Here is an 18,104-nt window from a genome sequence, read left to right as displayed (position 1 = left end):
ATCCCCTGTGCTTCAGGACTTTACGGCGCCGGAGAGCAGGTCGAGGCTCCAGAACCGTTGAATGACCAGGAAGAGGGCGACGAGCGGGACGATCGCGAGGAGGGCACCGGTGATCACCAGGGTGTAGAGGGCGGGCTGGCCCGCGCCCTGCTTCAGCAGGGTGAACAGGCCGACGGTCACGGGGAACTTCTCGTCGTCGCCGAGCATGATGAACGGAAGCAGGAAGTTGTTCCAGATGGCCACGAACTGGAAGAGGAAGATCGTCACCAGCCCCGGGGACATCATCGGGACCGCGATCCTCAGGAAGATGCGCCACTCGCCCGCGCCGTCCATCCGGCCCGCTTCGACGAGCTCCATGGGCAGGGCCGCCTCGGCGTAGATCCGGCCGAGGTAGACGCCGTACGGGGAGAGGATCAGCGGCAGCAGGACGGAGAGGTACGTGTCCGTCAGGTCGGCCTGCGCCATCAGCAAATACTGCGGGATGGCGAGGATCACCGGGGGCATCAGGACGCCGGTCAGGATCGTGTTGAAGAAGGCCTCGCGGCCGCGGAAGCGGTAGACGGCCAGGGCGTAGCCGGCGAACGCCGAGACCACCGTGGACAGGACGGCGCCCAGGCCCGCGTAGAAGACCGAGTTGGCCATCCACCGCCAGTAGAGCCCGTCGCGGTAGGCGGCCAGGCCGGCGAGGTTGTCGCCGAGGGCGTCGCCGGGCAGGAACGTGAAGGTCGAGAAGAGGTCCGCGCCCGATTTCGTGGAGGCGACCAGGACCCAGGCGACGGGCAGCAGGCAGTACAGCGCGCCCAGCACCAGGGCGGCGGTCGGCAGCAGCGCGGTGCGGCGCGGGCGCGGCGGTCCCTGGGAGGTGCCGGGGGTGGTGCCGGGGGTGGTGCCGGCGGCACGGCCCGCGGTGGTGGCGGCCTTGCGCGGCGGCGCCGGGGTGGCGAGCCCGCTCATCGGGTTGCTCCTTGCTTCGTGCGGCGGTTGGAGACCCTGAGGAGGGCGAAGGACAGCAGGAAGGTCGCCAGGGCCAGGACCACGGCGGTGGCCGAGGCGGCGTGGATGTTCCCGCCGACGAAGGCGTCGTTGTAGACCTTCATCAGGGGGCTCCAGGTGGTGGGGATGCCGTTGGTGAGCGGCCGCAGCGTGGTCGGCTCGTTGAAGACCTGGAGGGTGGCGATGACCGAGAAGAAGAAGGTCAGCACCAGCGAGGGCGCCACCATCGGGATCTTGATGCGCAGCGCGATCTGCAGCTGCGAGCAGCCGTCGAGCCTGGCCGCCTCGAACACCTCCGGGGGAAGGGAGCGCAGCGAGGTGTAGATCACGATCATGTTGAAGCCGGTGCCGCCCCAGACCGCGATGTTGGACATGGCCAGGTAGAGCGGTCCGCCGTCCATGAGGTCCGGCTGCGGCAGCCCGAGGGCTTCCAGCAGGTACGAGAAGGGGCTCACGTCCGGCAGGTAGAGGAACCCCCACAGGAGGGCCGCGATGACCCCGGGGACCGCGTACGGCAGGAAGATCGCCAGGCGCGAGACGGAGCGGGCCCGGACCCGCTCGGAGTCCAGCAGAAGGGCGAACAGCAGGGCCAGGCCCAGCATGACGGGGACGACGATCGCTCCGTAGCCGAGGATCCTCAGGGCGCTGTGGCCGAGTTCGGAGTCGGTGAGGGCGGCGGTGTAGTTCGACAGGCCGGCCCAGACCTCGTCCTTGGCTCCCTTGCCGAGGCCGAGGCCCTTGACCTCGATCCGGTGGAAGCTGAGCCATATCGCGTAGCCGATGGGCAGTGCGAAGAAGAGCACGAAGAGGACGGCTGCCGGGAGGAGGAAGCCGTACGGGGCCGCCTTGGCCCCGTACGACCGGCGCACGCCCGTGGGGGCCTGTGTCACTGGGCGACCTCGAAGCCCTGCTTCTTCAGGTCCGCGATGGTGGCGCCCTGCATGGCGGTGAGGGCGGCGCCGAAGCCCGACTTGGCCTTGGCTGCCTTGCCGAACTCGTCCTTGAAGGCCGTGTAGGCCACGTTCACGTTGGGGCCCCAGGCGGCGGGGGCGGTGGTCTTCGCGATCTCGGCGGCCTTCGTGTAGAAGTCGGGCTGGTCGGCGAAGAAGTCCGGGGCCTTGGCGAGCGCCCCGCCGGTCTGGGCGGCGGTGGCGGCCGGGTAGATGCCGCTCTCCTTGACCAGCGCGGCCAGCGCCTGCGGGTCCGTGTTCAGCCAGGTCGCGAACTTGGCCGCGGCGGCCTTGTGCTTCGAGTCGGTGGTGACGGCCGTGGTGGATCCGCCCCAGCTGCCGGTCGCGGGCTTCGAGGCGTCCCACTGGGGCAGCGGGGCCATGCCCCACTTGCCCTTGGTCTCGGGGGCGGCGGTGGTCAGGACGCCCGGGGCCCATACGGCGCTGACCCAGCCGATCTGCTCGCCGGTGTTCAACGCCTTGTTCCATGCGGGGGTGTACATCGGCTGGTTGTCTATCGCCCCGTCCTGCACCAGGCCGCCCCAGAAGTCGGCGACCTTCCTGGTGGCCGCGTCGTCGATGCCCACCTTCCATTTCTGCCCCTCGGTGGTCCACCACCCGGCTCCCGCCTGCTGGGCCAGACCGGCGAACAGGCCGGGGTCGTTGGAGGAGAAGGTGGTCAGCGCCTTGTCGGGGGCCTTGGCCTTGAGCGCCTTGGCCGTGGCGGCGAACTCCTCCCAAGTGGTGGGCACGGTCAGGCCGTACTGCTGGAACAGGTCGGTCCGGTAGAAGAACATCAGCGGCCCGGAGTCCTGGGGAACCGCGTACACGGCGTCGCTGCCGAGCGTGGTCTGCTGCCAGAGGCCGGGGGCGAAGGCCTCCTTGGCGCCGGCGACCTCCTTGGAGATGTCCGCGAGGGCGTCGTTGCTGACGAGGGTCGGCAGGGCCTGGTACTCGGCCTGGACGAGGTCGGGGGCCTGGTGCGCCTTGGCCGCGGTGATGATCTTGGTGACCAGGTCGTCCCCGGAGGCCTGCTTCTGGACCGTGACCTTGATGTTCGGGTTCTTCTGGTTCCAGAGCTCGGCCACCTTGTCCAAGTTGGGCGCCCAGGCCCAGTAAGTGAGCGCGACGGGGCCCGAATCGGCCGCGGCGCCGCCCTTGTCCGCGGGGTCGGAGGATGCGCAGGCGGTGAGTGCGGTGGCGCCGAGGAGGACGGCGATCGCGGCGGCGAGGCCGCGGTACGTCGCGTGGGGCATGCGGTACGTCGCGTGGGGCATGGGGCACTTCTCCCTGACCTAAAGGGCCTCACCCTCAGGCGGGGAGACCAATCATGCGTCTGTGAGCGTTCACAGTAGGGAAACACTCCGGACACTTGTCAATGGTTGTTCCCCTACGGTTATCTTGCGTTGACATGGAGCGAGCCATTGTGTGAACGTTCCCAGTTCTGTGAGACTTTCAAGCCCCGACACCCAGGAGACACCCATGCCGCAGACCACTTCGAAGGGCCTGCACCGGCTCGCGTTCGGCGGGGACTACAACCCCGAACAGTGGCCGGAGAGCGTGTGGCAGGAGGACGTCCGGCTGATGCGCGAGGCCGGCGTCACCCTGGTGAGCGTCGGGATCTTCTCCTGGGCCCTGCTGGAACCCGCCCCCGGCCGGTACGACTTCGGCTGGCTCGACCGGCTCCTCGACCTGCTGCACGAGCACGGCATCCGGGTCGACCTGGCCACACCCACCGTGGCGCCGCCCGCCTGGTTCTACCGCGCCCACCCCGAGGCGCTGCCGGTCAGCCGCGAGGGCGTGCGGTACTCCTTCGGCTCGCGCGGGGCGATCTGCCACAGCTCCCCCGCCTACCGCGAGGCCGCCGCCCGCATCACCACCGAGCTCGCCCGCCGCTACGGCGACCACCCCGCGCTCGCGCTCTGGCACGTGCACAACGAGTACGGCGTCCCCGTCAGCGCCTGCTACTGCCGCGGCTGCGCCGCCCACTTCCGCCACTGGCTCCGCACCGCGCACGGATCCCTCGACGCGGTCAACGAAGCCTGGGGCACCGCGTTCTGGGGCCAGCGCTACACCGCGTACGAGCAGATCGACCCGCCGCGCGCCACACCCACCGTCGGCAACCCGGCGCAGCAGCTCGACTACCGCCGCTTCACCGACGCCACCCTGCGCGAGAACTTCGTGGCCGAACGGGACATCCTGCACCGGCTCGCGCCGGGCATCCCCGTCACCACCAACTTCATGACCGCGCTCAGCCAGTGCGACTCGATCGACTACTGGGCCTGGGGCCGCGAGGTCGACCTCGTCACCAACGACCACTACCTGATCACCGACGGCCGGCGCACCCACGTCAACCTCGCCATGGCCGCCGACCTCACCCGATCCGTCGCGGGCGGCGCCCCCTGGCTGCTCCTCGAACACTCCACCAGCGGCGTCAACTGGCAGCCCCGCAACCCCGCCAAGCGCCCCGGCGAGATGGCCCGCAACTCACTCGCCCACGTCGCCCGCGGCTCCGAGGGCGCCATGTTCTTCCAGTGGCGCCAATCCCGGCGCGGCGCCGAGAAGTTCCACTCCGCGATGCTCCCGCACGGAGGCACCGACACCCGGATCTGGCGCGAGGTGGTCCGCCTCGGCACCGACCTCGGCAAGCTCGCCGAAGTCCGCGACACCCGGACGGTTGCGGACGTCGCGGTGCTGTGGGACTGGCACTCCTGGTGGGCGCAGAGCCTGGAATGGCGCCCGAGCGGGGCCCACGAGGCGAGCGAGCGCGCCGACGCCTTCTACGAGTCGCTGTACGACCGGCACCTGACGGTCGACTTCGCCCACCCGGAGGCCGACCTGTCCGCCTACCCGCTGGTGGTCGTTCCCGCGCTCTACCTCGCCACCGAGGCCGCCGGACGGAACCTGCGCGCGTACGTCGAGAACGGCGGCACCCTCGTCGTCTCCTACTTCTCCGGAATCGTCGACGAGCACGACGCCGTGCACCCCGGGCCCTACCCCGGCGCCCTGCGCGACGTGCTCGGTCTGACCGTCGAGGAATGGTCGCCGCTGCTCGACGGCGAGGCCGTACGGATCGACGGGCCGGGCGGCGCCTCGCTCAGCGCCGACGTGTGGACCGAGTTCGTCGTGCCCCGCGGGGCCGAGACCGTATGGACGTACGCCGACGGACCGGCCTGCGGCGGGCCCGCGGTCACCCGGCACCGGCTGGGCCGGGGCACCGCCTGGTACGTCTCCACCCGGCTTGACGCGGCCTCGCTGGGCACGATCACCGCCGCCGCCTGCGAGGACGCCGGGATCGGCGCGCACGACGCGCTCCCCCGTGACGTGGAGGTCGTGCGCCGCAGCGGGGAAGGCGGCCGGTACCTCTTCGCCCTCAACCACTCCGACCAGGAGGCCGAGGTGCCGCTGGAGAGCTCCGGCACCGAGCTCCTCGGTGCCGGGCCGGTGAGCGGGAAGCTCACCGTCCCGGCCGGTGCGGTCCGCGTCGTGCGACTGGACGCCTGACCGCACCCACGAATCCCCGCGGGGCTCCCGCCCCGCGGCAGCCGCCGTCGAAGGGACATCGACGATGCACACCGTACGAAGCACGCCCCCGCGGAACCTGCTGAGAGAGCGGTACGCACCGAGAGGGACCTGGCTGCGGGCCGCCGCCGTCACCGCGCTCGCCACCCTGCTCCTGACCCCGCTGCCCGCCCAGACCGCGCGGGCGGCGACCACTCTGGCCAACACCGGCTTCGAGGCCGACGGCACGGGCACCGCCACGCCGGCCGGCTGGACCGCGTCCTCGACGACCGGCCAGAGCGCCGCCTCGTTCACCGAGTCCGGCGGCCGCAGCGGCGGATACCGGCTCACCCACTGGTCCTCCTCCGCGTACAAGGTGGAGACCCGCCAGTCCCTGTCCGGCCTCGGCGCGGGCAGCTACACGCTGACTGCCTGGGTCCGCTCCAGTGGCGGCCAGAGCTCCGCCTATCTCGCCCTGCGCGACTGCGGCTCCGCCGAGCAACGCACCGACCTGCCGCCGACCTCCGGCGGTGCCTGGATACGCCTCGTGACCTCGGTGAAGGTGACCGGTGGCGGAGGGTGCACGGTCAGCATCAACTCCAATGCCAATGCGGGCAATTGGCTCAACGTCGACGACCTGGCGTTCACCGCCGGTTCGACCGGGCTCGCGGTCAAGGGGGTCGACGTCTCCTCGCTGGAGAAGAGCGAGGACCTGGGCGGTGTCTACCGGACGAGCGGAGGCACCGCCGGCGACGCCCTGACGATCCTGAAGTCCGCCGGCGCCAACTACGGCCGGCTCAAGGTGTGGGTGAACCCGGCCGACGGCTACAACGACAAGGCCCACGTCCTGGCGGCGGCCAGGCGGATCAAGGCCCAGGGCATGAAGCTCCTCGTCGACTTCCACTACTCCGACATCTGGGCCGACCCCGGCGCCCAGACCAAGCCGGCCGCCTGGTCCGGGCACTCGTACGCCCAGCTCACGACGGACGTCTACCAGCACACGTACGACGTGCTGAACGCCCTGAAGGCGCAGGGCACCACCGCCGACCTGGTGCAGATCGGCAACGAGACCAACACCAGCATGCTCTGGCCCGAGGGGTCGACGGACAACTGGCAGCAGCTCGCGGGGCTGCTGAAGTCGGGCGCCTCGGCCGCCAAGGCGGTTTCCTCCTCCACCCAGGTGGCGCTGCACCTCGCGCACGGCGGCGACAACTCCCTGTACCGCTGGTGGTTCGACAACGCCGCCGCGCAGGGCGTGAGTTATGACGTGATCGCCTTGTCCTTCTACGGGTACTGGCACGGCGCGCTGTCCTCGCTGCAGGCCAACCTGGATGACATCTCTTCCCGTTACGGCAAGAAGGTGCTGGTCGTCGAGACCGCCTACCCCTTCCGGCTCGACAGCGAGGACTCCCACGAGAACATCATCGACACCACGGCCGAGCTCGTCACCGGCTACCCGGCGAGCACGACCGGGCAGTCCGCCTGGCTCCGGGACGTGATGAACATCGTCGAGGCGGTACCGAACGCCCGCGGCCTCGGTGTCGTCTACTGGGAGCCGGCCTGGACCGCCGTCGCCGGCAACGGATGGGACCCGGCCGATCCCGGATCCGGCAACGGCTGGGAGAACCAGGCCCTGTTCGACTACGACAGCAAGCTGCTGCCGGCGGCGAACTGGTTCTCCCACCGCTGATCGGCTCCCGAGCGGCGGACGATCACCGGTCCGCGGCCGCGCCCCCGCTCAGATGCCGCGGGTGGCGGTGACGGCGCCGTCCGCGATGGCGGCGGTGAGCGCGGCGTGGTCGCGGACGGTGCGGTCGGCGTACTGGAGTGCGAAGGAGGCGACAGCGCGGTCGAAGGTGTCGGCCTTGCCGAGGTAGCCGGCGATGGCGATGCGGTCTCCGGAGCGCGCGTGGGCGCGGGCCAGGGCCGTGCCGCACAGCCCGGCGTACCGGCGGAGCATGCCGGGGGTCATGGTCTCCACGGCGGCCGACCCCTTCATGTCGCGCAGCTGCCGGCCGTAGAAGTGGCGCCCGGCCGGTCCGCTCATCCAGCCGAGGAAGATGTCCGAGGCGGACTGCAGGAGTCGCTGCCCCGCGACCACGCGGTGGCCGTGGTGGCCATGGCTGTCGGCGGGAAGATGGTCTTCCAGGACAGAGCGTCCGGCCTCCTTGATCTGCAGGAACAGCGGGTCCTGCTCGTCGCGGCCGTTCAGCAGGACGATGAAGCAGCGGGTGCCGACGCTCCCGACGCCGACGGCCTTCCGTGCCGCGTCGACCACCTGATAGCGGTCGAGGAGCAGGCGTCGCTGCTCGGGGAGCGTGCTGCGGTACTCGCTGAAAACCTTGCCGACGGCCCGCATCCCGGCTTCTTCGAGGGGTTCGAGCAGTGGCGGGTCGTGGATGATGCGGCGGCGGCCGTCCCGGATCTCGGTCAGTTTGGCGAGGGCCTGCAGGCTGGTGCGCCGACGGGCGCGCGCGAAGCTCGCCTCGACCCGGCTTCGCAGCTTGGCCTCGCGGATCAGCGGGAGCACCTGCGCCGTGTCGGACCGCTCGTACCAGACGGCCAGTTCACCCTGCTCGGCCAGCCGCCGCATGGCCAGGCGGTACGCCTGCGCGGCGGCGAGGGCCGTCCGCCACGCGCGGTCGTCGCCGTGGCCCTTGTCTCGGGCGGCCACGGCCGTGCTGGCGGCGAGCCGCTTGACGTCCCATTCGAAGGGGCCGGGCAGGGTCTCGTCGAAATCGTTGAGGTCGAACAGCAGCGCCCGCTCCGGCGAGGCGAAGAGGCCGAAGTTCAGGAGGTGCGCGTCGCCGCAGAGCTGGACGTTCAAGCCGGTGTTCGGCTGGGCGGCCAGGTCTGCGGCCATCACGGCGGCCGCGCCGCGCAGGAACGCGAACGGGGAGGCCGCCATCCGCCCGTAGCGGATCGGCAGCAGGCGGGCGACCCGGTCGGCGGCCTGCCGCTCCAGCACACCGATGGGATCGGGCCGGTCCGTCGCCTCGGTCCATTGCCCGAGCGAGGCCCGCCCGACCTGCTTGCGGGCATCGCGCCCACGTCGCGCCCTCTCGGCCGGACCAGTCATGCTCCACTCCCTTTCTCGCCGTCCTCGCACTCACCGCACTCACCGCACTCACCCCACTCACCGCACTCACCGCACTCACCGCACTCATCGCGATGTTCTTCACCCGGCGGATCCCGACGACCCGGTCACGCTCCACGGGAACCGGCGGATGACCGCCCTGCCTACGGGGAGGGTGCGGGTGGCCTGCTGCCGTCCCCCGGCCCGTCCGGCCTCGGGCCCACCCGACCGCCGGCCGCCAGCAGGGCCAGTACGGCGAGCAGTGCGAGCAGGATGAGGGCCAGGAGCAGGACCGTGAGCACCGTGGGGTGGTTCCACAGGGCGAACACGAGGGCGAGGAGCAGCAGCACTCCGACGGTGAGCGGGCGCCGGTGGGCCTGCACCCACGTGCCGACCCGGCCGGTGTGCACTCCGTGGGCGGCTCCCCAGCCCGCCGCGGAGTCGGCCGCGCGCTCCGCCGTACCGCGCACACCGCGGGGCAGCCGGCCGGCACCGGACAGGTAGGCGCCGAGGGCCACCACGACCCCGAGGACCATCGCGGTGCGCAGGCTGACCCTCAGGAACCGTACGAGCGTGTCGAAGATCGCCGCCGCGGCCGCGGGCGACTGGACCTGCTCCGGGAGGTGGTCGAGGTAGTAGCGGCGGGCGACGGCGAGCCCGATGGCGAGGATCAGGCAAGCGGCGGCCGCGCACAGCATGGTGGTCACCAGCGCCCTGCGTCGGCGCCGTGCGAGCAGCACCCCGATGGCGCCGAGGACCACCGTGAGGACAGGAAGCCAGTTGCCGAGGACGTCGAGGAGGCGGACCGCGCCTCTGATCTTCGCCAGCTCGTCGGACTGGAAGAGCACCATCTGCTTGTCGACCTCGGGGATCTTCGCGGCCGGGGCGAGCCCCGCCTTCACGAGGTCCTGCTTGACCTTCTCCACGGCATCCCCGATGTCGAGCGTGACGGTGCCGCCCTCGACCTCCAGCGCGCCACGGCCCTCACCGGTCAGCGCCCGCACCACGGCGGAGTGCGCGGCCCGGTTGGCGGTGGTCCAGAGCTTCTCGAAGCGGTCGCTCTCCACGAACCGGGTCGCCACCTTGGAGACGGCCGCGTCGGCGGCGGAGTCCAGCTGCGGGCCCAGCGCCTTGACCGCCGTGCCGACGCGGGCCGGCAGCCCCTGGGCCTGGAGCCAGGCCGCCAGGTCGGAGGTGACCTGGGCCCCGTCGACCCGTACGCCGGCCGCCTCGGTGATGCGGTGCGCGGCGGCCGCTTCGATCGCCGGGTCGGAGGCGAGCGGGGTGACCGTGGACACGTACCGGTCGGTGTCCAGCACGATGTCGTGCACCCAGACCGTGAGGAGCGAGACCGGTACGAAGATGCACGTCAGCGTGATCAGTACGGCCGAAAGCGTACGCGTCAGGATCCGCCGGGCACCCCCTCCGCCCTTCCCGGCCGGTGCGGGCGGCACATCTGACGGATCGGGCGGCACACCCATGGCGCTCCCTGGGGGACGGGCAAAAGACCGGGTCCCGGCCATTGGACACGTAGCACGGCGGGTCCGCGCGTTCAGTTGCGCCCACCGAGGAGGATCGGCAGCCGTTCTCCGTCACCTCGCCGGGGAGCTCGCGGGCGTACGGAGCCAGCGCGTCGGCAGGGGCTCGCGGGCCACCACGTACCCGATGGCGATGGCGGCCGTGGCGACGATGAAGTAGACGATCAGCCAGGACAGCAGGACGAAGACCGGACCGAGGTTTCCGAACTGCCGCAGGCCGCGCTCCACGGCGTGGGGCAGGTAGATCCTCGACCACCAGGAGAGCAACTGCACCCCGGACGCGACGAACAGCGCACCGGGCAGCAGTGGCAACCACGGAATCCGGCCCGCGAGCAGCAGGTGCTGGGTCCACCACCACAGCAGCGTGTTGCCCGCCAGCGCGAGGAAGAACCCCCCGACCAGACCCGCGCCGAAGGCGTCCTGCAACGCCCCCTGGAACAGCACCACGCCCAGGCAGACGGTGAGCCAGGCCAGCCACCGCCAGGCGGCGAGCCGGGCCTTGGCCTTGGGCAGGTGCCAGGACCGCTCGCACGTCATCTGCATGGCCCGGCTCCACGCGGTCGCCGACAGCAGCGTCACCGCCATTCCCACCCCGCTCACCGAGACCGTGCCGCCGGTGGCGGAGTACACCTCCCGCACCTGGTCCACCCCGGCGCCCTGGAGCCCCAGGGTCGTACGGAGGGAGGAGGCCACCTGCTCCCCTAGCCAGTCGGGGGCGAGGGAGCCGATGACGACGAGCGCGGGCAGCGCACCGAGAAATGCCTGTGCGGCCAGCCTGGTCGCACAGTCCAGGACGTTGACGGCGGCGAGCTGTTCGAGGATCCGGCTCAGGAACGGCGCGTGCCTGCGCATCCAACCGGGCATGGTGAGCCGGCGCGGCCTGCCCTCTGGTTCAGACACGGTGGACTCCTCACGAGGAACGGTTCGCGACGGCTGCGACCACCCTTCCACGAGAGATGCCGAAATGGCCCATATCCGGCATATGACGGGGAGTGGCACCCATCCGCTCACATCTTTTGCATCCGACCGCGTGGAGAGCGACGGTGAGCGTATGAGCGCCGCCTCCCTGACACCTGACGAACGGTCGATCCGGCACGGGGTGTGCGGCGGACATGCTGCTTGACCTGTTCTTCATCGGGCTCCTCCTCACAGGTGGCGAACCGCCCCGCCCCGGTCGCCGCCCTCCGATGCCGCGCACGCGGCAAAACTGGCGATCGGCATCGGTCTCGTCCTCTACAGCGCGCACCGGCGCCGCGGCCGCCCTCATGCCCCAGCTGCCGCCGCTGCCCCCGCCGCCCCGGCACCTTCCCGGTCCGGTTCCTCCGGTGGCGGCTCGCTCGCGTCCCGGATGGACCAGGCCACCGCATGGTCGGCGGCCTGGCTCGCCGTGCTCCTGCAGCCCTGGGGCATGGTCGGTGCCGGAGCGGCCACCGTCGTCGAGGCCGACCTCTCCCACAGCGGCTCGTATCTGGCCCTAGGTGAGAGGTGCGGGAGACGCAGGAGATGCAGGAGATGCAGGCCGCCGCGACGGATGCTGGAATGACTGCAGAGCCCTGCCCGCCCGGGGATGTGCGGGAAGATCCCGGTCCGCTGCGAGGAGTGGTCATGAGCGACGACGGGAGTGGCGGGCTCCCACCGCGACGACGCCGCCGCAGGCTGCTGGCGGGTTGCCTGCTCCGCTCGGCCGCGTCGGTCGTCCTGCTGACCGCCCTGTTCTATTTGGCCCCCCTGGAGCGTGGGTTCGGTGTCCTCACCGTCGCGCTCCTGGTACTCGGCCTCGCGCTGTTCGGCGGTCTGGTCGCCTGGCAGGTCGCCGCCATCACCCATGCGGAGTACCCCCGGCTGCGCGCCATCGAGGCACTGGCCACCGCAGTGCCGCTGTTCCTGCTCCTCTTCGCCGCGTCGTACTTCCTGCTCGCCAAGGAGGTGCCGCAGTCGTTCTCTGAGCCCCTGAGCCGGACCGACGCGCTGTACTTCACGGTGACGGTGTTCGCGACCGTGGGCTTCGGGGACATCGCCCCCACCACCCAGGCCGGCCGCGCCCTGACCACCGCGCAGATGATCGCCGACCTGATCGTCGTGGGAGTGATCGCCAAAGTCCTCTTCGGCGCCGTCAGGATCGGGATGCGAAGGTCATCGAGGGGAAGGGAAGAGAACCCGTGACGCAGCCGCGCCCTCGACCCGACCCGTCCGTCGCCGGGACGCAGCCCAAGGAGGCGGACGTCCTGCGGGACATCCTCCGCAGCCCCGGCTACCTCAAGGCGCTCGCCCTGTGCGCCCTCGTCGGCATCCCGGTGTCCCTCGCCGCCTTCTGGTTCCTCGTCATGCTGCACGAACTGGAGCACGCGCTGTGGGCGGACCTCCCCCAGGCGATGGGCTGGGACACCCCGCCCTGGTGGTGGCCGCTCCCCCTGCTGCTCGTCGCCGGAACCGCGGTCGGCCTCGTCGTCACGCACCTGCCCGGAGGTGGCGGCCACGTCCCGGCGTCCGGACTGCACACGGGAGGCGCCTCGCCGGCCACCCTGGCCGGAGTGCTGCTCGCCGCGGTGGCGAGCCTGCCCTTCGGCGCGGTTCTGGGGCCGGAGGCCCCGCTGATCGCACTCGGCGGCGGCCTGGCCCTGATGTTCCGCGATCTCGCACGGGCACCGGCGACCCCGCAGAGCACCGTGCTCCTGGGCGCGGCCGGAGCCGCTGCGGCCATCTCCGCGATCTTCGGCAACCCGCTGATCGCCGCGGTGCTGCTGATCGAGGTGGCGGGCGTGGGCGGGCCACAGCTGTTCGCCGTCATGCTCCCGGCTCTGCTGTCCAGCGGGGCCGGGGCCCTGGTCTTCACCGGTCTCGGACGATGGACAGGACTGACGACGGGGAATCTCTCCCTGAAGCTTTCCGTGCCGTTCCCGCGCCTGGACGTGGCGGACGTGCTCTGGGCGGTGCTCATCGCCGTGGCCCTCGGCGCCGTACTGCACCGGCTGCTGGCCGGGGCCCGGGCGATCGCCGGGTACATCGCGGCACGGCCCCTCGTACGGACCGTCCTGTGCGCCTTCGGCGCAGCGGCCTGCGCCGCCCTCTACGCACTGATCACCGGGCGCTCACCCGGCGACGTCGCCTTGTCGGGCCAGGCCGGACTCGCCCAGCTGGCCGCGGACCCGCACGCCTGGGGCGTCGGCGCACTGCTCGCCGTCCTGCTGTTCAAGGGCGCCGCCTACCTGCTCTGCCTCGGCAGCCTGCGAGGCGGCCCCGTGTTCCCCGCGCTCTTCCTCGGAGCGGCGGCGGGCGTCCTGCTCGCACCCCTGCCGGGCCTGGGGGTCGTACCCGCGATGGCGGCCGGCATGGCGGCGGCCTCGGCCACCACGCTGCGGCTGCCGGTGAGCAGCGTGGTGCTGGTGATCCTGCTGCTGGGCAGCTCGGCGATGATGCCCATCGTGATCCTGGCGGCCGTGGTCGCCTTCATCGTCACCGAGCTGCTGCCTCCCGGGCCCGGCGTGGCGTAGCGGACGCCGGGAGAGCGTCAGGCGCCTGTCAGGTGGTGCAGAATTCGGCCGCCAGCATGCCGTTCAGGCTGTACAGCTCCCAGAGCGGCCAGTCTCCGTTCATGTTGAGCACGAGGGCGTGGGAGCCGTCCGCCGTGGAGTAGAGGTAGCTCAGCGAGCCGAATCCGCCGCCGTTGTGCCCGTACAGGACGACCGTGGAACCGTTCTCGCAGGTGATCGTGCGGCGGGTGAGCCCGAGTCCGTAGTCGGCCTGGACGGCCTTCCAGGGGCGGCTCGCGTACCAGTAGCCGGGAGTGGCCTTGTCGCCCGAACTGACCGTGCTGATCGCCGGGTTGACGATGCACTCGGGCCAGGCGCGGGCCGGGTCGCAGGGCACGCCGGGGAGTTGGGAGCCGGGGGTTCCGGCTCCGGTGGGGTTCAGGTCGGTCATCATCTGCGCGAGCTGTTCCGGGGGCAGGAGCCGGCCGGTGAGCAGGGCGCGGATGAAGGTCATCAGGTCACCGCTGGTGGACACGACTGCTCCGGCCGCACCGCCGATGGACGGGTTCCAGTCGGCGGCCGGACGGGAGAAGTGGCCGAACAACCCGCGCGGTCGCAGGTAGTTCGTGAAGAACTGGTCGTGCGGCGTCGGCAGGGTGGACGCGGATCCGGGGAGCACGGTGCGGGTGAGGCCGAGCGGCTGGATGACCCGGCGGGTGACCTCGTCGGCCCACGGATGTCCGGTCACCCGCTCGATGACCATGCCGAGCAGGACGTAGTTGGTGTTGCTGTAGTGCATCCCGGAGCCCGGCGCGAACTGCGGTCCGTGGGAGGCCCCTTCGTCGACCAGCTGCTGGGCGGGGTAGTCGGGCAGGTTGGGGAAGCTGCTGCCGGCGCTCGCCAGCACCCCCAGGTCGCCGAGGTAGTCGAAGACGCCGCTGGAGTGCTGGAGGAGGTTGCGTACGGTGATGGGCGGGCTGCCGGGCGGCGGGTTGAAGCACTGCCCGGTGCTCGGGTTGCAGCCCGCGACGAGGTTGGTCTTCAAGACCGGTCCCAGCAGGCCGAAGACGTCGTCGTCGAGGCTGACCCTGCCCTCGGCGACGAGCTGGAGCACGGTCGTCGCGGTGAAGGTCTTGGTGATCGAGGCGGCCCGGAAGGGACTGTCCGGGTTTCGTACGGGCGTTCCCGCGTCCGTGGCTCCCGTACCGGTCCAGGAGACTCCGTCCTTGTAGGTGCGGGCGATCACCCCGGGGATGCCGTCGCCGCCGACGGCGGTCCCCGCCTCCGCGCGCATGGCGGAGAGCAGGGGTTCGTGGCTGTCGTGTGCGGCGGCCGGCGTGGACGGCAGGCCCATGGCCACGACCAGGACGGTCGCGGCGGCCACCACGAGGCGGCCCCGTGTGGTGCGTGTGACGCGTGTGGTGTGTTTGGCGCGTGTTCTGCGTATGCCTCTCATCGCTCTCCCCCGTGTCGATGCTGCCGGGCGGTGCCGCCCGGCTGCGGCGAAGCTACGCAGGGCCGGCCGACAAGGGAAGGGCCGCGGGCCGGACCTGGTCAGAGCCTGCCGGCCACCCTCCCGTCGGACGCGGCGGGCGCGGTCCGGCCGGCCCGTGCCGGCGGCCGCCCGGACTGCGCCCGCCGCGGTGCGGACCTACGCTGATCAGGTGACGGCCGCGCCGGAGGCCACGGCACTGGCGAATGCCCTCCGGAGGCGGCCAGAGGGAGGTGAGGCCGGATGTCCGTACCCCGGGCAGCCGCGGCCCGCTGCGCGGCCGCCGGAGCCGTCTGCTCGTTGATCCTCGTGGGCGCGGGACCTGCCGCGGCCGATGACAACGACATCGCCGACAAGAGCCCCCAGGCCATCGCGGACGCGTCTCGTGAGGCCATGTCCGGCGTCACGTCCATGCGCATGGTGGCCAAGGTGACCGACAAGTCGGGCACCACCGATCTGGACCTCCGGTTCGACGAGCGGGGCAACTGCGTCGGCAGCGTCAAGCCTCCCGGCAGTTCGGGCAGGGCCGACATCATCAAACGCGGCGACGACGTGTGGATGAGGCTCGACGATGCCCTTCTGCGGTCCCAGATACCGGGCTTCGCGGCCGATGACGCGATCGCGCTCGTCAACGGCCGCTATCTGCACGGCACTACGGACAGTTCCCTGTTGCGGGGCTTCGCCGAAGTGTGCGATCTGGACTTCTTCAAGAAGGAGTTCTCCTCGAAGCCGGCACACGAACAGCTGGCCAAGGGATCGCGGACCGACGTCGACGGCCGTCCGGCCATCACGGTCACGAGCCGCCGCGACGACGAGACGGGCACGTACCAGGTCTCCACCGAGGACAAGCCGTACCTCCTGCGGATCCAGGGCACCGAAGCGCCCGACAAGCGGGTCGAGGCATCCTTCTCCGCCTTCGACGAGCCCGTACCGGCCGAGCCCCCCGCCCCCGCCGACTCGGTCGACGTGTCCCGACTCCAGTGACCGCGCCGTCGCTGCCCCTACCGGCCGCCCCGGTCGCGCAGGGGCCGGGCCGATCGGGTGAGGTGTGGCGCGGCGCAAAGCCCCGGGGCCATGGAGGCGTTTAACGTGACGTGCCGCGCCGCCGGTGCGTCCCTTCCATCCCCCGCACCAGTGGAGCAGGCTTCATGAACGAGAACCTCCCCTCGCTGACCGGCACCTACGTGCTCGACCCTGCCCACACCCAGATCGGCTTCGTGGCCCGGCACGCGATGGTGACCAAGGTGCGGGGTGTCTTCACGGAGTTCGAGGGCACCGCCCACCTGGACGGCGATGACCCCTCCAAGTCGTCGGCGTCGCTGCGCATCAAGGCCGCGAGCATCGACACCCACAACGAGCAGCGCGACGGCCATCTGCGTACCAATGACTTCCTGGACGCGCAGAACTTCCCCGACATCACCTTCGCGTCCACCGGCGTACGGCAGCTCGACGACACGCGTTTCCAGGTCAGCGGGGACTTGACGATCAAGGATGTCACCCGTCCCCTCAGCGTCGACTTCGAGTTCCAGGGCAGCGCCACGGACCCCTACGGCAATCTTCGGGTGGGCTTCGAGGGCTCGGTGCCGATCAGCCGCAAGGACTACGGCGTCACCTGGAACGCGGCCCTGGAGGGCGGCGGCGTCCTGGTGGGCGACAAGGTGATCCTGGAGTTCGAGCTGTCCGCGATCAAGCAAGCGTGACGACCCGCGCCGGTCAGCGGCCTGAAGGACCAGGGCGCCGGGAACGCTGCGGGGACGGCGCGCGTGCGCCGTCCCCGCGGTAGGTCCTACGCGAACCCACCCCACACGGCTGCTCCGCCTGCCGCGACGCCGGTGGCGGCATCGATCCGGTACGTGTCGTCCTTCGCGTCGCGGCCGCCGGGAGCGTGGTCGTACTGGCCGGCGAAGACGTGCTCGCCGGACGGGACCGTCCTGCCGGGCTTCAGGGTCCACCGGTAGACGAGGAAGCCGCCTTCCCGGCGGGCGGAGAGGTCGAAGTCCGCGGCGGGCCGGGTCCGCCAGCTACCGGTGTCCCGCACCCCCTGGGTGAGGGCGATGCGCAGCTCGACCACGAGCGAGGTGAGCGGCTCCCTCGTCTTGAGGGTGACGTTGCTCTGTGCCCAGTAGCTGTTGCTGTGGGGGTCGACCGAGCCGTCGGCCCACAGCGGACCGTCCTCGGTCCGGCTGCCCTCCACCGGCGGCGCCGGGCGGTCGGCGGAGGACGGGGCGGAGGACGGGGCGGCGGCCGTCGGGTTCCGTGGCGGGTCCGGGGCGTGCACGGCGCTGACCACCGTGAGGGCGCTCACCGTCAGGGTTCCGGCGGTGGCCAGGGTCGCGAGGGCGATCTTCGGCCAGGACAGGGCCCGGACGCGGACGCGGACACGCTCTCCGTTCCGCGGCAGAGGGGCGGTGCCGCGCTCGACCCGGGCCAGCATGCGGGCCCGGTCGGGCTGGTGGGCTTCGGCGCTCTCCCGCAGCAGTCCGCGCAGCTCGTCGGTCACCGGCTTCCCCTTCCCACCAGCTCGTCGGCGGCCCGGTCACCGAGCAGCCGCTGCAGTTCCGCCGTCCCCTTCGAGGTCTGGCTCTTCACCGTACCCACTGATATCCCGAGCGCCGCCGCGGTGTCCTTCTCCGAGAGGTCGAAGGCGTACCGCAGCACCACGCAGGCGCGTTTGCGGAACGGCAGCCTGTCCAGCGCGGCCCGTACGTCCATGACGGCGGCCATGTCCGGCCCGTCGGTGCGCTCCGGCCGGTGCGACCAGAACAGCAGGACCCGCCGTCGCTCGCGCACCGTGCTCCGGATCCGGCTGCGGGCGAGGTTCGCGACGATCCCGCGGGCGTAGGCCGCCGCGCTGTCGGCGCGGCGGGCCCTGTCCCAACGGTGCCAGAGCGCGACCATCGCGTCCGCGGCGAGGTCGTCGGCGGCGTCCGCCTCACCGGTCAGCAGGTGGGCCAGGCGGGAGAGTTCGGCGTGGTGGCGTTCGAAGAACGCGTGGAAGTCCGCGGCCGCCTCGTCTTCGGTCATGGCCTCGGTACGGCCTCTCGGTGCGGCGGGGGCGATCTCAGGAAGGTACCGGAGAGTAGC

15 protein-coding genes are annotated in these 18,104 nt (G+C 71.4%); 6 read left to right on the top strand and 9 right to left on the bottom strand.

What is annotated here, in order from left to right; translation table 11 throughout:
- Nucleotides 1–12: 12 nt before the first annotated feature.
- From OG276_RS35310 to OG276_RS35300, 3 genes are read right to left on the bottom strand one after another with little or no spacing between them, the layout of a single operon-like run.
- Nucleotides 13–954: a carbohydrate ABC transporter permease gene (locus tag OG276_RS35310; protein WP_266911788.1), complete on the bottom strand. Its 942-nt coding sequence runs from the start codon at nt 952–954 to the stop codon at nt 13–15.
- A complete protein-coding gene (locus OG276_RS35305) occupies nt 951–1,883 on the bottom strand; it encodes a carbohydrate ABC transporter permease (RefSeq protein WP_266911786.1) in 933 nt (310 codons plus the stop codon). The genes OG276_RS35310 and OG276_RS35305 overlap by 4 nt, the downstream gene beginning before the upstream one ends.
- Entirely contained in the window at nt 1,880–3,199 is a 1,320-nt protein-coding gene (locus tag OG276_RS35300; RefSeq protein ID WP_266913388.1) for an ABC transporter substrate-binding protein, read from the bottom strand. Before OG276_RS35300 ends, OG276_RS35305 begins: the two co-directional genes overlap by 4 nt.
- Nucleotides 3,200–3,425: 226 nt before the next feature.
- Between OG276_RS35300 and OG276_RS35295 the strand changes: the two genes are divergently transcribed.
- Nucleotides 3,426–5,447 carry a beta-galactosidase gene (locus OG276_RS35295; RefSeq protein ID WP_266911784.1) on the top strand — a complete coding sequence of 674 codons (2,022 nt, stop codon included), beginning with the start codon at nt 3,426–3,428 and terminating at the stop codon, nt 5,445–5,447.
- A 64-nt stretch (nt 5,448–5,511) separates the two neighbouring features.
- Nucleotides 5,512–7,134, top strand: a complete 1,623-nt coding sequence (locus OG276_RS35290) for an arabinogalactan endo-1,4-beta-galactosidase (RefSeq protein ID WP_266911782.1) — start codon at nt 5,512–5,514, stop codon at nt 7,132–7,134.
- Between the two features lie 48 nt (nt 7,135–7,182).
- Here OG276_RS35290 and OG276_RS35285 read toward each other — a convergent pair whose 3' ends face one another.
- The 3 genes from OG276_RS35285 to OG276_RS35275 all read right to left on the bottom strand — a co-directional run bounded on the left by OG276_RS35285 (nt 7,183) and on the right by OG276_RS35275 (nt 10,958).
- Nucleotides 7,183–8,523, bottom strand: coding sequence for a DUF2252 domain-containing protein (locus OG276_RS35285; RefSeq protein WP_266911780.1), 1,341 nt, complete (start codon nt 8,521–8,523; stop codon nt 7,183–7,185).
- A gap of 161 nt (nt 8,524–8,684) precedes the next feature.
- A complete protein-coding gene (locus OG276_RS35280; protein WP_266911778.1) occupies nt 8,685–10,001 on the bottom strand; it encodes a hypothetical protein in 1,317 nt (438 codons plus the stop codon).
- Nucleotides 10,002–10,112: 111 nt separating this feature from the next.
- Nucleotides 10,113–10,958, bottom strand: coding sequence for a YhjD/YihY/BrkB family envelope integrity protein (locus OG276_RS35275; RefSeq protein ID WP_266911776.1), 846 nt, complete (start codon nt 10,956–10,958; stop codon nt 10,113–10,115).
- A 705-nt stretch (nt 10,959–11,663) separates the two neighbouring features.
- On the opposite strand from OG276_RS35275, the gene OG276_RS35270 reads away from it, so the two are divergent.
- Together OG276_RS35270 and OG276_RS35265 are read left to right on the top strand one after the other, a co-directional pair.
- Nucleotides 11,664–12,221 carry a potassium channel family protein gene (locus OG276_RS35270; RefSeq protein WP_266911774.1) on the top strand — a complete coding sequence of 186 codons (558 nt, stop codon included), beginning with the start codon at nt 11,664–11,666 and terminating at the stop codon, nt 12,219–12,221.
- Nucleotides 12,218–13,549, top strand: a complete 1,332-nt coding sequence (locus OG276_RS35265) for a chloride channel protein (RefSeq protein WP_266911772.1) — start codon at nt 12,218–12,220, stop codon at nt 13,547–13,549. The genes OG276_RS35270 and OG276_RS35265 overlap by 4 nt, the downstream gene beginning before the upstream one ends.
- 28 nt (nt 13,550–13,577) lie before the next feature.
- Here OG276_RS35265 and OG276_RS35260 read toward each other — a convergent pair whose 3' ends face one another.
- A complete protein-coding gene (locus tag OG276_RS35260; RefSeq protein WP_266911770.1) occupies nt 13,578–14,915 on the bottom strand; it encodes a serine hydrolase in 1,338 nt (445 codons plus the stop codon).
- Nucleotides 14,916–15,263: 348 nt separating this feature from the next.
- On the opposite strand from OG276_RS35260, the gene OG276_RS35255 reads away from it, so the two are divergent.
- Both OG276_RS35255 and OG276_RS35250 read left to right on the top strand, forming a co-directional pair.
- The gene (locus tag OG276_RS35255) at nt 15,264–16,004 is read left to right on the top strand and encodes a hypothetical protein (RefSeq protein ID WP_266911768.1); all 741 of its coding nucleotides are present in this window, start codon (nt 15,264–15,266) and stop codon (nt 16,002–16,004) included.
- Nucleotides 16,005–16,168: 164 nt separating this feature from the next.
- On the top strand, nt 16,169–16,720 hold the full coding sequence (locus OG276_RS35250) for a YceI family protein (protein ID WP_266911766.1): 552 nt from the start codon (nt 16,169–16,171) through the stop codon (nt 16,718–16,720).
- A gap of 86 nt (nt 16,721–16,806) precedes the next feature.
- Here OG276_RS35250 and OG276_RS35245 read toward each other — a convergent pair whose 3' ends face one another.
- Together OG276_RS35245 and OG276_RS35240 are read right to left on the bottom strand one after the other, a co-directional pair.
- Nucleotides 16,807–17,520 carry a hypothetical protein gene (locus tag OG276_RS35245; protein ID WP_266911764.1) on the bottom strand — a complete coding sequence of 238 codons (714 nt, stop codon included), beginning with the start codon at nt 17,518–17,520 and terminating at the stop codon, nt 16,807–16,809.
- Nucleotides 17,517–18,044, bottom strand: coding sequence for a SigE family RNA polymerase sigma factor (locus tag OG276_RS35240; protein WP_266911762.1), 528 nt, complete (start codon nt 18,042–18,044; stop codon nt 17,517–17,519). Before OG276_RS35240 ends, OG276_RS35245 begins: the two co-directional genes overlap by 4 nt.
- Between the last annotated feature and the right edge of the window lie 60 nt (nt 18,045–18,104).

Source organism: Streptomyces sp. NBC_00086 (assembly GCF_026343255.1).
GTDB lineage: Bacteria > Actinomycetota > Actinomycetes > Streptomycetales > Streptomycetaceae > Streptomyces.
Note: the sequence above shows the minus strand (reverse complement) of the source record. Positions and strands in the feature narration are given on the sequence as shown.

What these genes read in the sequence shown, in the direction of transcription:
- OG276_RS35310 (WP_266911788.1), bottom strand. Translation starts at nt 954, where the DNA reads ATGAGCGGGCTCGCCACCCCGGCGCCGCCGCGCAAGGCCGCCACCACC.
- OG276_RS35300 (WP_266913388.1), bottom strand. Translation starts at nt 3,199, where the DNA reads ATGCCCCACGCGACGTACCGCGGCCTCGCCGCCGCGATCGCCGTCCTC.
- OG276_RS35295 (WP_266911784.1), top strand. Translation starts at nt 3,426, where the DNA reads ATGCCGCAGACCACTTCGAAGGGCCTGCACCGGCTCGCGTTCGGCGGG.
- OG276_RS35290 (WP_266911782.1), top strand. Translation starts at nt 5,512, where the DNA reads ATGCACACCGTACGAAGCACGCCCCCGCGGAACCTGCTGAGAGAGCGG.
- OG276_RS35285 (WP_266911780.1), bottom strand. Translation starts at nt 8,523, where the DNA reads ATGACTGGTCCGGCCGAGAGGGCGCGACGTGGGCGCGATGCCCGCAAG.
- OG276_RS35280 (WP_266911778.1), bottom strand. Translation starts at nt 10,001, where the DNA reads ATGGGTGTGCCGCCCGATCCGTCAGATGTGCCGCCCGCACCGGCCGGG.
- OG276_RS35270 (WP_266911774.1), top strand. Translation starts at nt 11,664, where the DNA reads ATGAGCGACGACGGGAGTGGCGGGCTCCCACCGCGACGACGCCGCCGC.
- OG276_RS35255 (WP_266911768.1), top strand. Translation starts at nt 15,264, where the DNA reads ATGTCCGTACCCCGGGCAGCCGCGGCCCGCTGCGCGGCCGCCGGAGCC.
- OG276_RS35250 (WP_266911766.1), top strand. Translation starts at nt 16,169, where the DNA reads ATGAACGAGAACCTCCCCTCGCTGACCGGCACCTACGTGCTCGACCCT.
- OG276_RS35240 (WP_266911762.1), bottom strand. Translation starts at nt 18,044, where the DNA reads ATGACCGAAGACGAGGCGGCCGCGGACTTCCACGCGTTCTTCGAACGC.